This is a genomic window from Microcoleus sp. Aus8_D2 (assembly GCF_036702665.1).
In the GTDB taxonomy this organism is placed as follows: domain Bacteria; phylum Cyanobacteriota; class Cyanobacteriia; order Cyanobacteriales; family Microcoleaceae; genus Microcoleus.
In genome coordinates this window covers 40,032-54,213 of the sequence record NZ_JAUBUN010000028.1, presented here as the reverse complement: position 1 = coordinate 54,213, position 14,182 = coordinate 40,032, and the positions used below count along the sequence as shown (strand labels likewise).

At 45.0% G+C, this 14,182-nt stretch carries 14 protein-coding genes; 9 read left to right on the top strand and 5 right to left on the bottom strand.

Annotated features, from left to right (window positions below):
- Positions 1-5 precede the first annotated feature (5 nt).
- On the top strand, positions 6-1,124 hold the full coding sequence (locus tag QUB64_RS21060) for an AAA family ATPase (protein WP_333274677.1): 1,119 nt from the start codon (positions 6-8) through the stop codon (positions 1,122-1,124).
- Positions 1,111-1,668, top strand: coding sequence for a hypothetical protein (locus QUB64_RS21055; protein ID WP_333274674.1), 558 nt, complete (start codon positions 1,111-1,113; stop codon positions 1,666-1,668). The genes QUB64_RS21060 and QUB64_RS21055 overlap by 14 nt, the downstream gene beginning before the upstream one ends.
- Positions 1,669-1,844: 176 nt before the next feature.
- Here QUB64_RS21055 and QUB64_RS21050 read toward each other — a convergent pair whose 3' ends face one another.
- On the bottom strand, positions 1,845-3,851 hold the full coding sequence (locus QUB64_RS21050) for an MASE1 domain-containing protein (RefSeq protein ID WP_333274672.1): 2,007 nt from the start codon (positions 3,849-3,851) through the stop codon (positions 1,845-1,847).
- Positions 3,852-4,776: 925 nt separating this feature from the next.
- Positions 4,777-4,992 carry a hypothetical protein gene (locus QUB64_RS21045; RefSeq protein ID WP_333274669.1) on the bottom strand — a complete coding sequence of 72 codons (216 nt, stop codon included), beginning with the start codon at positions 4,990-4,992 and terminating at the stop codon, positions 4,777-4,779.
- A 139-nt stretch (positions 4,993-5,131) separates the two neighbouring features.
- Between QUB64_RS21045 and QUB64_RS21040 the strand changes: the two genes are divergently transcribed.
- On the top strand, positions 5,132-6,277 hold the full coding sequence (locus tag QUB64_RS21040; protein ID WP_333274667.1) for a hypothetical protein: 1,146 nt from the start codon (positions 5,132-5,134) through the stop codon (positions 6,275-6,277).
- Between the two features lie 44 nt (positions 6,278-6,321).
- Here QUB64_RS21040 and QUB64_RS21035 read toward each other — a convergent pair whose 3' ends face one another.
- The 3 genes from QUB64_RS21035 to QUB64_RS21025 all read right to left on the bottom strand — a co-directional run bounded on the left by QUB64_RS21035 (position 6,322) and on the right by QUB64_RS21025 (position 7,679).
- Positions 6,322-6,645, bottom strand: coding sequence for a zinc ribbon domain-containing protein (locus tag QUB64_RS21035; RefSeq protein WP_333274663.1), 324 nt, complete (start codon positions 6,643-6,645; stop codon positions 6,322-6,324).
- 153 nt (positions 6,646-6,798) lie between these two features.
- Positions 6,799-7,473: an RNA-guided endonuclease InsQ/TnpB family protein gene (locus QUB64_RS21030; RefSeq protein WP_333274660.1), complete on the bottom strand. Its 675-nt coding sequence runs from the start codon at positions 7,471-7,473 to the stop codon at positions 6,799-6,801.
- Positions 7,474-7,487: 14 nt separating this feature from the next.
- Entirely contained in the window at positions 7,488-7,679 is a 192-nt protein-coding gene (locus QUB64_RS21025) for a helix-turn-helix domain-containing protein (RefSeq protein ID WP_333274658.1), read from the bottom strand.
- Between the two features lie 1,003 nt (positions 7,680-8,682).
- Between QUB64_RS21025 and QUB64_RS21020 the strand changes: the two genes are divergently transcribed.
- From QUB64_RS21020 to QUB64_RS20995, 6 genes are all read left to right on the top strand, one after another.
- A complete protein-coding gene (locus QUB64_RS21020) occupies positions 8,683-10,008 on the top strand; it encodes a hypothetical protein (protein ID WP_333274655.1) in 1,326 nt (441 codons plus the stop codon).
- On the top strand, positions 9,974-10,138 hold the full coding sequence (locus QUB64_RS21015; protein ID WP_333274653.1) for a hypothetical protein: 165 nt from the start codon (positions 9,974-9,976) through the stop codon (positions 10,136-10,138). The genes QUB64_RS21020 and QUB64_RS21015 overlap by 35 nt, the downstream gene beginning before the upstream one ends.
- A 303-nt stretch (positions 10,139-10,441) precedes the next feature.
- The gene (locus QUB64_RS21010; RefSeq protein WP_333274651.1) at positions 10,442-11,026 is read left to right on the top strand and encodes a TIGR04376 family protein; all 585 of its coding nucleotides are present in this window, start codon (positions 10,442-10,444) and stop codon (positions 11,024-11,026) included.
- Positions 11,027-11,319: 293 nt separating this feature from the next.
- Positions 11,320-12,381 (top strand): S-methyl-5-thioribose-1-phosphate isomerase, encoded by a 1,062-nt coding sequence (gene mtnA / locus QUB64_RS21005; protein ID WP_333274648.1) that lies wholly within the window; start codon positions 11,320-11,322, stop codon positions 12,379-12,381.
- Between the two features lie 175 nt (positions 12,382-12,556).
- Complete coding sequence (locus tag QUB64_RS21000; RefSeq protein WP_333274645.1) at positions 12,557-13,033, top strand: type IV pilin-like G/H family protein; 477 nt, start codon at positions 12,557-12,559, stop codon at positions 13,031-13,033.
- 14 nt (positions 13,034-13,047) lie between these two features.
- Entirely contained in the window at positions 13,048-13,911 is an 864-nt protein-coding gene (locus QUB64_RS20995; RefSeq protein WP_333274642.1) for a sulfurtransferase, read from the top strand.
- The last annotated feature ends 271 nt before the right edge of the window (positions 13,912-14,182 follow it).

Sequence of the window (14,182 nt, the reverse complement as noted above, 5' to 3'; positions counted from 1 at the left end):
ATCCCATGCTAAAACGAATATATATTGACAATTTTCGCTGTTTGGTAAATTTTGAACTTAATCTTGATGCTATCAATCTATTTATGGGTTCTAACGGCTCTGGTAAATCAACAATTTTTGAAATTTTACATAAAATACAAGCATTTGTCAGCGGCGATAGTAAAGTAGAAGGAATTTTTAAACCTGCGGACTGCACTCGCTGGCAAACTTTACAAATTCAGCGTTTCGAGCTAGAAATCATGGGTAATGATGGCTGCTACAAGTATCAATTAGGAATTGGTCACAATCGAGATAAATCTCATGTTGAGTACGAGCGTCTGTGGTTTGACAACCAGCCTTTACTAAAATTTGAATTAGGGGAAGTTCAACTATATCGAGATAATTATTCAGAAGGGCCGCAATACCCCTTTGATTGGTCGCAATCTATGCTACCTTCATTAATGCCTAGAAATGACAACACTAAGTTAACTTGGTTTCGAGAACGCATGGCGCGATTTATTATCGTGCAAATGGTTCCGAGTTTGATAGATGATGAAAGCAATCAAGCACACAAGCGTTTGACTCCTAAGATGGAAAACTTTGTTTCTTGGTATCGGTATCTGTCTGAAGATCAAGGTAAGGTGGCAGAAATTGGAAATATTTTAAAAAAGGTTTTGGATGGATTTGCCAATTTTAAGTTTGAGCGAGTTAGTGAAGATAATTTGATATTAAAGCTGCGATTTTTGGGAGACAAAGATAATTCTCAGCCCATTGACTATCGTTTGAACGAATTATCGGACGGACAAAAAACATTAGTTGCTTTGTACGCATTGATTCACGGCACCAAATCCGAAGATTACACATTGTGGATTGATGAACCGGAAAATTTTTTAGCATTACCAGAAATCCAACCCTGGCTGATTGAACTTTATGACCTTTGTTGCGAAAAAAAAGTTCAAGCTTTACTGATTTCTCACCATCCTGAGTTAATTAATTACCTGCTGGCTTCACCGATTGGCTATTGGTTTGAGCGTCAAAGTAATGCTCCGGTTCGAGTCAGACGAATTAGCAGTGAAGTCGCTGATAATTCTGGACTACCGGTTGCTGAATTGATTGCACGGGGATGGTTGAATGAGCCAGCGTAGAGTTCAGGTTGTGATTCTTTGCGAGGATAGACAGCAGGAGGTTTTTGCGCGTTATTTCCTCAAAAAGCGAGGTTTTACAGGTCTATTTCGGGCTAATATTTGTCCCAAAGGTAGCCAATCTGGAGAACAGTATGTACGCAGTCAGTATGCGGTGGAAGTGAAAGCTTATCGCCCGAATAGAAATCGCGTGTCGATTGGATTAGTTGTGTTGATTGATGCAGATACGGGTACGTTGCAAGCTCGACTTAATGAGTTAGATGGTATGCTTGAGGAGGATGAGCAGGAAAATAGGAGATTGGATGAGGCGATCGCGATTTTCGTTCCCAAGCGCAACATTGAGACTTGGATACACTATTTGCAGGGAGAATCTGTGAATGAGGAGGCTGCTTATCCAAAATTTGAGCAAAATGAGGCGGTTTGCAAAACATCTGTTGAGCATTTAGCCGATCGATGTTATTCTCAGAGCTTACCAGAGGATGCGCCGCGATCGCTTCAGGCAGCTTGTGGGGAATTGCAGCGCTTGTTTCCACTTTTGCAGCCATGAGTTATGCCATTTTAAATTTTAAATTTTAGAGTCAGTTATGGAAATTGAGAATTTAACTTCTATATTTTAACTCAGTCGATCGCCCTTTGCCACTTATCCTCGCGCGCGATCGCACTTGGGTGTAATCTGGGATAGGACGATCGCGCGATCGACTAACTAATTCCTGATTCAGACAACTACAGGCATTGTAATTGCGCCGCTAGAACTTGTTGCTGCACCGGTAGCTCAATCACAAATTCTGTCCCCTGTCCGGGTTCGGAAACGCATTTCAAACGTCCGCGATGTTTTTCTGTAACAATCTGATAGCTAATCGACAATCCTAGCCCCGTACCCTGTCCGACGGGTTTTGTGGTGAAAAACGGGTCGAAGATGCGTTCCTGGGTTGATGGGGATATGCCAGTGCCATTATCCTTAATCGCAATCTTAACCCATTGGGAGTCTACAATTTCAGTGGCGATCGCGATCGTCGGCATAAAACCCTGATTCCCGCGAGCTTGACTAATCAAAGCATCAATGGCGTTGTTCAGGATATTCATCAACACCTGATTGAGCTGGCCTGCATAGCATTCCACCGCCGGTAAGTTGGCGTACTGCTTCACGATCCCAATCTGCGGGCGATCGGCTGTGGGATTGAGTCGGCTTTGCAAAATAATCAGAGTGCTGTCAATCCCTTCATGAATATTCACAGCCTTCATATCAGACTCATCGAGACGCGAAAAGTTCCGCAGCGTCAGCACAATCTCTCGGATGCGCTCAGCACCCATTTTCATGGAACTCAACAATTTAGGCAAGTCTTCTATGAGGAAATCCAGCTCAATTTCCTCTGTTAAGTCTTGAATCTGCGGATTAGTATCGGTATATTCCTGTCGGTACAGCTCGATTAAGTTTAAAAGCCCTTGAGAGTGTTCTCTGGCATGATCGATGTTACCGTAAATAAAGCTGACTGGATTATTGATTTCGTGAGCGACTCCAGCCACCAGTTGTCCCAGACTTGACATTTTTTCAGTTTGAATCAGTTGCGCTTGAGCATTTTTCAGGTCTTGCAGCGTTCGCTCCAAAGTCATTTTTTGCTGTTGCAGAGAAGTAATTAGTTGAGTATTCTCAACTTCCGATTGTCGCAGCGCAATTTCAGCTTGCTGGCGTTCGGCAATTTCAACTTGGAGTATTTCATTAGTTTCTGTTAAAGTGAGCGTGCGTTCTGCCACTCGCTCTTCCAGCGTTTCATTCGCCACTTTTAGCCCAATTTCTGCTTGTTCTCGCTCAAGTAAAATAGCAGACAAAAGTAGCGTTGAAACTGCGACAACTCCCATGAAAGTTTGTAGCAAGATTAATGACTCGTTCAAGGAAGCGCGCAGGAAAGAACTGGTGCCATTCACCGTACCCCACAGTGCCAAACTCGATACTAAGACAATGGCAAGAGTTGCACCGTGCTGTCCAAACCGAAATGCCGCCCACCACAGGCAAGGCAGCATCATATATTGTACGGGATAGTTATCCCAAAAAGCAAGTTTTCCAGTCCCCATCAACAGGCTCAAAAGCAGCAGGGCTTCAAGCCATTTCTGGCGCTGCCAACGCATCGGGGGTACTCGCCGCCAAACCAGCAGCATGGGCAAAAAAACGAGAATACTAATTACATTTCCCGTCCACCAAGTCAACCAAAGAAACCCGTAATTTGTCCATTCTGAAAGTCCACCAAAGCAAATTACTGTGACTCCCATCGTGGCATTTAATCCGGTGCAATTAGCAACAATTAGCACAAATTTTAGTACGGATATAGCTGAATTAAAAGGTGTAGTAATCGGGATTAAGCGCCGGATAAGTCTACTTCCTAATACCGGCTCTATTGCGGCTCCTAAAGAGGCTACAGAGCAGACGACTGTCGATATCAATTGGTCGTGAGTACCATCAGAGTAGCCGGGAATTGCAGCTATAAAATCAGCCAGCCAAATCGCCAAAAAAATGTTTGCTCCTCGCCACAGCATGGCAGTCCAAGCAATCGCGGAAGGAAACCAAACGGCTGTAATAGTACCGGGCGGAATCGGCAGAGCTACGGCCATGCCTAGTTTGCACGCACCGTAGTAAATTATGCTGATCGCGCTGAGAATTGCCAACCACTTTAATCTGCTGGCAAAAGTTATTTTTTGCGTTTGGCGAGCTAAGTATTTTCTCGGATATAGTTTCATGTTCCCAAAGAAATAATAGAAAAATCATTGTATTTTTTGTTTGGCTATCCTTCCAGATAGCACTCAAATGAATTGGGAAAGCGATAATTTTTAAATTTCTCGTTAGGTGCAATATACTTACGTATATCGGCGATGCTCTGGACAAATTTGATGCTAGGGATCGAGCAAGAGTTGCGAAACTGCTGGAAGTAGTTTAATCAGCGTCATACTTTATATCCTGTTGGAGCAAAAAGTGTCACTTACAGGTTACTCGATCTCCCTGGCATTTGGTGAAAATGGTAGATGAGAACCGCCAGCAAAGTTGTGACGAATTGTGGGTGTTGTCCAAGTGCGATTCCCTACCCTTCGGGAGCGTGAGAGCGAACGGGATTGTTTTGCTTCGCGCACAATCGAATGCAATAACTCGCTGCTGCTGACAGAAGCTCGATTCCCTAGGGAGAGCTAAGCTGCGCGTACTTGTGTTTGAGCCGACTAATCAATTAGGTTAAAGGGCGAGATGTGCGATCGAGCGATACATTAATATATCACCGAAAATAGCTTTGAGATTGTGGCGCAGGGAGCGAAGAAAGTTGCGCCCGATTGCTTTCCGAGTCGAAAGCAAGACTGGCGTGACTCGCAACCCTGGGCACTCAAGCATTCAAGAGTTAACAATTTTAGTGGACTAATGACTTGAACCTTAACTCTAAACTTAACGGTAAGTAGGTAATCGCACCACAACCATAGTATCTTGTAGGGGATATTAAGCGTGAAGATCGTAGGTACAAACGAATAGAATGCTGCCAAACCAGCCCTGTCCTCATGTAATGTTTATTTGTAGCCATTAAATTAGAAGTTCTGGTCTTTAGTTACGGAATCAAGAACCAAGAATGGTCTCACTGCTTGGCTGGAAACTGACCCTCATCAGCGCCCGTTGACGGCGAGTTGATTAGTCGATCGCGCGCCAGACGATCGCTCGGACGAGCGATCGCCCGTTCAAAGCCGCGATCGCACAGCACCCGAAGCTTGTTGACAGAAAAATATTTTTAGGATATAAAAATAATTGGGGAGTGTTTAAAAGCAATTCCTGTAAAAAATCAAAAGCGCGATCGAGCATCAGAAATTTTCCCGATAAATTTTGAGGCGATCGCACCAACTTAAACAATCTTCAACGCATCAAGCCGATTTCTTAACATCATTGCCTGATTTGGGCTTAATTGCGCAAAGCAGAAACCGAGTTGTTTAGCACATCCTGTGTCTGCGACTCTAAAAAAAAATCATTTTAGTCCTAGGAGTACCGTCCGATGAACAAAAATCGACTAGCAACTAAAGTGTTGGCGGGCTTGGTGAGCTTAGCCTTAACTGTAGTTGTGGTGTTGTCAAGTTATTCCCCAGTTGCTGCTCAAAATACTCCCATAGATTCTCCCGCATCAGAGACAACAACCGCAGTAACAGAGCCAGAAGCAAAACCCAAACAAACCCCCAAACCTTCCATCAAAAACCGCCCAAACGCCGACAAGCCCACTGAAGTTTCCGTCGGTTTCTCGCTGCTCAACCTCGGTCGCATCAATCAAACCGATGAGACTCTCGATGTCAGCGGTTTTTTGTACGCAACTTGGCAAGATCCGCGTCTAGCATTTGACCCGAATACAGTTGGCGATCAAGTTGTTCGCTACACTCCCGAACAAATATGGGAACCAGCTTTAACAATTTTTAACTCTCAGTCAGCCGCGAAAAGAGGTACGGTGCAATTAAGCGCGAAACCCGACGGTACTGTCACTTATTTAGAACAGGTTAGCGCCACTGTCTCAGCGCAATTTGATTTTAGAAAGTTTCCCTTTGACTCGGAAACTCCTGCGATTATCTGGGAACCTTTGTCTTCTGACACCCAAAAGATAGTTTTGCAAGCAAATCAAACGGCGACTGGATACAACAAAGAGCGTTACGTTTCTTTATCCGAATGGGAGATTATCGGCATCAACACCGCAGTCACTAGCAAGAAAGCTGAAAAAGAAGATAAAACTTACCCGCGATACACTTTTGAAATTAAGCTCCAGCGGAATTACCAATATTACATATTTAAGGTATTCATTCCTCTGCTGCTAATTACGCTGATTTCTTGGACGACTTTTTGGATGAATCCGAACTCGGTTTTTGCGACTCAGATGAGTGTGGGCCTTACCAGCACGCTCACGGCAATTACTTTTAACTTCACGGTTGCTAATGCTTTGCCGAGAGTACCTTACATGACTCTGATGGACACATACATATTAATCTCTTACCTCTTTTTCTTCTTGTCGATTATCGCTAATGTCAGCCTACATTACTGGCTGACCCACAGCAAGCAGCCAGAAAACGTGCTTGGGATGCTGCACAAGTTTCGCTGGATATTCCCTTCAGCTTTTATGCTCTGTCAGGCTACAGCAATGACAATTTTCTTGCTGGGCTGAATCAGTTGACATCCACCCCGCCGTAAAACGGACGGGGATTCCATCTACTTCAACAAATAAAAAATTGATAACTGTCGAAATTCCGGTTGGGTTGACGCTTCTCTGGATGCGGCTCCTTTAACAGAAGTCTTATGCTTTCCTCCACGTCCGTTTAAAGTCTCCGATTGTCCACCGGCGACTAGAATATTAACCGCAGCATTGATATCTCTATCATGTTGAGTGCCACAGTTTAAGCAAATCCACTCTCTAACTGAGAGTTCTTTTTTGCCACCTTTAAACCTACAACAGGAACATTTTTGAGAAGTTGGCTCCCATCTGTCAATCGTCCGAAAATCTCTCCCATATATGGAGCATTTAGCTATCGACACATATAGCCTTTCTCAGAAAGATGAGGTACTTGACGGCCAAACCGGGCATAGGGCATAGGGCATAGGGCATAGGCCAAACCGGACATAGGGCATAGGCCAAACCGGACATACCTCACTTTTTTGAGAACCGCTATAGTTCGGAAACTACAGATCCTAAATATCTGAGATAGCACGGGACAATTTGCGGTTTTTTATCATTCCTGATGTGTTTAAGTCTTCTAAAATAATCGTTTGATTCTCACGAACAATCTTATTTGACAGCTTCTGAAGAAAATCTGTGCGAGTATTCTTAATTTTGCCATGCAGTAAGGCAAGTCTTTTCCTGGCTTTTTCTCTGCGTTTACTGCCTTTTTGTTTTCGGGAAAGGTTACGATTCAGTTTTATTACCCGTTTCAGCTTTTTCTTTAATGGTAATGGTGCTTTAACCTTTTCACCATCACTCCTGGTTGCAAAGTCAATTATCTCTAAGTCAATCCCCACCGATTTACCGTTTTCGGGCAATTTTACAGGAGTAATATCTACTACAAAGCTGAGAAAATAGCGGTCTGCACTATCTTTAATTACCGTTACGCTAGAAGGAGCCGAGGGTAGTGGACGACTCCAAACTATTTTTAGCTTGCCAATCTTGTCTAGATAAACTTTGTCTGGATGTACCTTGAATCCGCCTCTGGTAAATCGAGCATATTGTTGATATTTTCGTTTCTTGAATTGAGGCGGCTTAACTTTGTTTCCCTTACGCTTTCCCTTGCAGGAATTGAATAAGTTTTGATAAGCTTGCCCTAAATCATTGATGGATTGTTGCAGAGGAATAGCCGAAACTTCTCCCAACCAGTGACGACTTTCTAGCTTTTTGCTTGAGTTATAAATTGTTTGTGAAGTTCAACTCCTCCCTGGTATTTTTTACCTTGTTGATAAGATTGTTTACAGAAACCTAACGCATCATTCCAAACGACTCTCACGCACCCGAATAATTTGGCGAGTGCAATTTTCTGTGAGTCGAGCGGATAAATTCGGTAGCGGTATCTTAGTTTCATGTTGCTATTATTGTACAGCCAATCACCGAAAATAGGAAGGAAAAAAGAGTTGATTTGAGAATTGAAGAGTTTGAGTTTAAGATTTTTGAAGATTATTGCAAATCTGTTGGACGCACAAAGACAGAGATCCGAACGAGAATTGACTAGAAATATGAGTGCAATTAGAAAAGCCGTCCTTGAAGGCTTACCCTGAGCTTGCCGAAGGGACGGGGCTTTCGACCCAATTTTTTGGTAAATTTAGAGTTTGCTGTTATTTTCTGAGCAAGTTCGATCGCACTCACCCCCATTATAAGTAAAATATATACTTTTAAGGGGGTAATTTTTTTATATTAATGTTACGAATCGTGTTGTAAAAAATTGTCAAAAAACTTATTAGGAATAATTCTTATTTATCGGACGTTTTTGCGACGTTTGAGGCTGTATTACTGAATTGTGATGAAGCTATGGTACTATTAAAGTTATAAAATCTGCAGCCAGTTATAACTCGGAAGCAAACAGAGAAACAAAGTTAAGACGGCTAAAAATCTGAAACCCTTGTCAAATATGGAATAAAAGGGTAAACAGCGGGAAAAACCTGCTTTTTTACTAGACCGTTAAAGTAAAGTTTTGTGGCAAAGACTCGGTCGAGAAAAAGAGTAGGGGGTTGACAAAAGCAGTAAAATGTGGGTAAAAATTCACAGCAGGTAAGACTGACAGCAGAAAAGAAGGATTAAAAGGTGGAAACCAGGTAAAAAAGTCGATCGGGCAAAGCAATCCCAGCTCAGAAAAAGAATGCAACTGTAAGCCAGTGTACCAAACCCTTATGCAGTAAGTCATTGCCAATCTCAAACCGCCAAGCTCAAATCGAAAATGGTATAAGTTAGCCCAGGACTAAAAATATTGTGATGAGTGAGCTACAATTAACCTGTTCTGAACCAAGAATTGGTCAAGATCACAAGTATCCTGTAGAAGTCTGAACTTGAGAATCTCAGGGTTGTCGAGGAGCGGGAGCAAACAGAAAACTATGCCTCAAAAAGTAATCGCCAAACAGATGTCCTTGGAATCAGCGTCCGATCCGATCGCCGTGGTGGCGAGAGTCGAAACAGTGCCAGCCGAAGCAGTGGCAGTAGAGTCCTACGCCGATCGGTTGATGGACGAACTGTTTGAAGGAGTCGATCGAGCATTCGACAGCAGTGGCGGACTGCCAGCCGAGCCGGTGGCGCCGGAATTCGTGGCGCTCAAATCGATCTCGGTACCTCAAATAGTTTTGTCGCAGTTGACGCCACAGCCGACGCGAGGTGGCGAAAAAGATGTAGAAGCGATCGCCCGCCAAGTCGCCCTAGAAACAACTAAAAAACAGCAGTCGAAACAATCATTCGACAGAATTTTGCTGGGAGCAGCCTGTGGGTCGCTGCTGCTAGTCATGGGATTGTGGTTGGCAAGTAGGTCGGGACTGGTGCGCTTGCCCGCCGCAGTCGCCCCCACAGGAGAAACGCCAGCAGCAAACGGGAAAAAAGCACGAGACACCCAGTTTGTAGAATACGTGCAGCGCTCGCTAGTAGCGATCGAACAAAAAAAAGCATCTCAGGCAAACCCGCAACTTGCCGGAGTTCCCGGAGCAGCCACCCCAGGAACATTGCCGAGCATTGCAATTTCCGGTGCGCCGCCGGCAACCGCAGGTCTTTCGACAGCAGTCAACCGCATCGCTAATGCCCTAGAACAAGTCGCCGCGCAGCCGGGATCCCCTGCACCCCAAGTCGTAGTTATCCCACCCCCCGCTCAGGTGACGGTGGCTCCGGCTCCCCCCGCTCAGGTGACGGTGGCTCCGGCTCCCCCCGCTCAGGTGACGGTGGCTCCGGCTCCCCCCGCTCAGGTGACGGTGGCTCCGGCTCCTCCGGCTCAGGTGACGGTGGCTCCGGCTCCTCAAACCGCCACAGTTTCCCCCTCGCCTAAAGCCCCAGCCTCCGGTCGGGCGATCGCCGCCACTGGCAATCGCCAGACCGTTGCCACTTCCCCGAACCCGTCGGAGTCTCAAGTGCCGAAGATTTTGGCTCGCGAAACCGAACCGGCACCAGCGCCCGCACCTGGGCAATCCGCGCCCGCGCCCGCGCCCCAGCAATCGGCAGCGGCTGTTAGCAGCGCGCCGATTTCCGCGCACACGCTGGTGGGGATTTTGGAATTGGGCGATCGATCGGCTGCTTTGTTTGAAGTAGACGGGGTAGCCCGCAGAATTTATGTCGGCGAAAGCATCGGCGCTAGCGGTTGGACGCTGGCAGAAATCAAAAATCAAGAAGCAGTTATCCGCAAGGGTGGAGATGTGCGATCGGTTTTTGTCGGACAAAAGTTCTAATCAGGCATGGGGGATGGGGGATGGGGCATCGGGCATGGGGCATGGGGCATCGGGCATGGGGCATCGGGCATCGGGCATGGGCATGGGCCAAACAGGCCAAACAGGCCAAACAGGGCAAACAGGGCATTAGTTAAGATTTTGGTAATGGGTAATCGATAATTGGGAGTTGGTAATTGGCAATTGGTAATGGGCAGCGATCGGGCTGTACCTCACGAGCGATGACAACAGTTATAATATTGCTGAAACCATTGCTCTAATTGCTTTTAACTTCTATATTATTAAATCCCTTACACTGCGACGGAAGCCGAACTTCCTTCTGCGATAACTAACAACTAATGACCGATAATCGATCGCTAGTGACCAATGACTAATGACCAATGACCAATGACCAATGACCAATGACCAATGACCGATGACTCAGGACTTATAAAAAATGAGCATATTTGATGATGTCAGCCGCTTTCTAGAAACCAGATTAGAAGAATTTTTGCGCAGCAACCCCCACCTGGAATTGCAAGCAATAGAAGAACAACTGAAAGAACAAGAAGAAGACACCCTGCGGCTGATTCTCGATATCCAGAAACAAGAGAAACAACTGCAAGCCGAAATTCTATCCGCCGCCCAAGAAATTCAGCGCTGGAACGATCGAGCCAACAAAGCCAAAGCAGCTCAAAGGCTCGATCTAGCTCAAGCCGCCCAAGAGCGACAAGCAGCTTTGCTGCGTCAGGGAAATCAGCGCTGGGGACAAATGCAAGGCTGCAAAGAACGGATTGAGAAAGCCAAAGAATTGTACCGCCAAATTCAATTGCGCCGAAAAGAAGTCCGCGCCAAAGCAGCGGAAGCGAAAACTCAAACTACCGCTAAAGCAGATAAAACTGAGCAGAATTGGGATACAAAGGGTTGGAATCAGAGTTCTAATTATAACAGTTTTAAGGCGGCAGACCCTCTAGAACAAAAGTTTCAAAACTGGGAAGCTGAGGAAGAACTCGATCGCATGAAGCGCAATATGGGTCGATAAGCTGCCAAGGGAGAGATTGTCTGCTATGTTCGAGGGATTCGGGGAGAGGATTTGAGGAGTTTCGATCAAAATTGAAATATACAATTTAAATGCGCAACAGCCGATCGAGGCTATCCATCCTTAACAATAATTTTTGTTAATTCTATAGCCATATAGTCGTAAAGATGTAACCAATCTTAAATCTCCAATCCTATGACTTTGATTTCTGGCAAATCCAGCGTGTCCCTCATAAAATAGAGAAATAGTCGCCTTCATGGCATCATAGAAACTTGTCCCTCACATCATTGAAATCGATGACCGCTCAAAAATCCCCGGTTTCCCCCGTCACCTGGACAGAAGACCGAGTTCTGCTAATTGACCAAAACCGACTGCCGAAAGAATATGGCACTGTCGAAATTAGCAGCTCTCAAGATATGGCTGAGGCGATTAAAACTATGATCGTCCGAGGTGCTCCGGCGATTGGGGTAGCAGCAGCTTACGGGATGTATTTGGGGGCGCGAGAAATCGCAACGGGCGATCGCACGGAATTTCTAGCTAAACTAGAACAAGTTGGTGAATTATTGCGATCGACTCGTCCCACAGCAGTTAATTTGTTTTGGGCAATATCCCGAATGCTCAAAACAGCAAATCAAACTAGCGGTTCCGTAGAACAAGTACAGAAAACTTTGTTAGAAATGGCTAAAACCATTCAAGCAGAAGACGTACAAACTTGTAAAGATATCGGTGACAAAGGTTTAGAAGTTCTACCAGCAACACCAGAAAAATTGAACTTGCTGACTCACTGCAATGCCGGTGCCTTAGCCACAGCCGGCTACGGTACAGCTTTAGGTGTATTTCGTTCTGCTTGGCGAGAAGGCAGACTCGGCAGAGTTTTTGCAGACGAAACTCGCCCCCGCCTCCAAGGTGCCAAACTTACAACTTGGGAATGCGTGCAAGAAGGAATTCCCGTCACCTTAATCGCCGACAATATGGCCGCCCACTGCATGAAACTCGGCATGATTCACGCAGTAGTTGTCGGTGCAGACAGAATTGCTGCTAACGGCGACGCTGCCAATAAAATTGGCACTTACAGTTTAGCAATTGTTGCCAAAGCTCACAACGTCCCCTTCTTCGTCGCCGCCCCTCTGTCAACGATTGATTTTGAACTTTCCGACGGTAGGCAAATCCCCATTGAAGAACGCGATTCTGTTGAAATGTATCAAGTTGGAACTACCCGAATTTGTCCTGAAGGAGTAGAATTTTACAATCCCGCTTTTGACGTAACTCCGGCGGCATTAATCTCGGGAATCATCACAGAATACGGTACCGTTGATCCTGGAGAGTTGAAACAGTTTCAAGCAAAACAATTAGTTTAATTCTATGTTACTCAAGCGCTCAATTCATCAGTCATTTCTGCGAATAATACTGCTTTGGTCAAGTAGGTCTATCGATGAATTTAACGTGAAATATGTAGGGTAAAGCCGGACATCTGTAAGGACACGGCAATGCGGTGTCCTACCGCAATTACAAGTTTTAAGCAATGGTAAAAACATGATTTATAGCTCTCGTAACCAGCAGATAAAAATTGCCCTCGCCACTCTAATTCTACCAGTTTTGTTTCCTACAGTGGCTCAGGCTCAGTTGTCGCCAACCCTTAAAACTCAGGAATCAGCAGCCAAACAATATGTGATAGAAATGAATAAAGCTCAGCAAGACTACTATCGCAACAATACGGGTTTTACAAGTTCTGTTTCTAATCTAGCTCTCGGCATTAAAGCTGACACAGCTAATTACAAATATTCAATTGATACAGCAAACAAAGCTGTATTTAATTATGCAGTGTCGAATCAAGCTAATCTCAAAAGTTTGGTGGGGGGAGTCGTGTTCGTAGGAAATAAAACCCAAACAATTTTGTGTCTAAATGTTGCTCCTGGCAAGATTAAACCAGCTCTTCCATCTATTATTGGTATGAGCAATAGCAATGTGGTTTTAAACTGCGGTGTTGGTACAGTAAAACTTTCTCAATAAATTATGTCTAATTTATGTGTAATTTGTCCGACAATTGGATTGTAGGTGCAGATTTAGCCAAGCAATTGCTGGAAAGAAAAGCTACCTTGCTCGATGCTCGCCAACCTATTTTAAAGTGGTTTTGCCGTCTCCCGCCAGCTATTCCCGTAACTTGGCAGGAATTTTCGCGATCGCACTTTCCGCACCAAGGCAAAATTCTCGAAGATGACGCAATCTTAACACAAAAGCTGCAAGCACTGGGAATTTGTCAAGACCAACCTGTAATCGCGATCGCCGATTCCGTGAAAGGATGGGGCGAAGACGGGCGGATTGTTTGGATGCTGCGGACTTTGGGACACGAAAAAGCCGTTTTTGTAGGTGGAGGATATCGAGCTTTAGTCAAAGCTGGAATTGATCGCGTAACAGGTGCAAATAATCCACCTCAGCCCGGAGATTTTATCATATCTCGGCGATCGACTTGGGAAATTCAGCAAGATGATTTAAAAGCTATTTTAGGCAATGCTAGTTTAGCAGTTATTGACGCCCGAGAGCCGCGAGAATATGCAGGTCAAACGCCTTACGGAGAAACCCGGGGCGGCCACATTCCCGGTGCGGTGCACCTTTATTACAAACAGTTGATGGACAAGCAGGGACAACTGCTGGCTCGCGGAGAAATTGTCGCTATTTTGCAGCAGAAAGGAGTTTCGCTGTCAACTGAGATTGTGAGTTATTGTAGTGGCGGAATTAGGTCTGCGTGGTTGACTTCTGTCTTGACAAATTTAGGCTTTGATGCTAAGAATTATGCAGGTTCAATGTGGGAATGGTCGGCTTCGCCTGCTGATAGTTATCCGTTGGAAAAAAGTCGTAGGGTGCGTCAGCTTAGAGCTTTTCAATTGTAGGTGAAATAACCTTAGCTGACGCACCCTACAGTTTTATTCGCAGTTGTAGGGTGCGTCAGCTTAGAGATTTTCAATTAGAGATGAAATAACCATACCTGACGCACCCTACAGTTTCTACAGTTTTATTCGCAGTTGTAGGGTGCGTCAGCTTAGAGATTTTCAATTATAAATGAAATAACCATCGCTGACGCACCCTACAGTTTTATTCGCAGTTGTAGGGTGCGTCAGCTTAGAGATTTTCAATTATAAATGAAATAACCATCGCTGACGC

Coding starts and splice junctions, on each gene's coding strand:
- QUB64_RS21060 (WP_333274677.1), top strand. CDS start 6: ATGCTAAAACGAATATATATTGACAATTTTCGCTGTTTGGTAAATTTT.
- QUB64_RS21015 (WP_333274653.1), top strand. CDS start 9,974: ATGTGCGATCGGTTTTTGTCGGACAAAAGTTCTAATCAGGCATGGGGG.
- QUB64_RS21040 (WP_333274667.1), top strand. CDS start 5,132: ATGAACAAAAATCGACTAGCAACTAAAGTGTTGGCGGGCTTGGTGAGC.
- QUB64_RS21000 (WP_333274645.1), top strand. CDS start 12,557: ATGATTTATAGCTCTCGTAACCAGCAGATAAAAATTGCCCTCGCCACT.
- QUB64_RS21025 (WP_333274658.1), bottom strand. CDS start 7,679: ATGAAACTAAGATACCGCTACCGAATTTATCCGCTCGACTCACAGAAA.
- QUB64_RS21055 (WP_333274674.1), top strand. CDS start 1,111: ATGAGCCAGCGTAGAGTTCAGGTTGTGATTCTTTGCGAGGATAGACAG.
- QUB64_RS21050 (WP_333274672.1), bottom strand. CDS start 3,851: ATGAAACTATATCCGAGAAAATACTTAGCTCGCCAAACGCAAAAAATA.
- QUB64_RS21010 (WP_333274651.1), top strand. CDS start 10,442: ATGAGCATATTTGATGATGTCAGCCGCTTTCTAGAAACCAGATTAGAA.
- QUB64_RS21020 (WP_333274655.1), top strand. CDS start 8,683: ATGCCTCAAAAAGTAATCGCCAAACAGATGTCCTTGGAATCAGCGTCC.
- mtnA (WP_333274648.1), top strand. CDS start 11,320: ATGACCGCTCAAAAATCCCCGGTTTCCCCCGTCACCTGGACAGAAGAC.
- QUB64_RS20995 (WP_333274642.1), top strand. CDS start 13,048: ATGTGTAATTTGTCCGACAATTGGATTGTAGGTGCAGATTTAGCCAAG.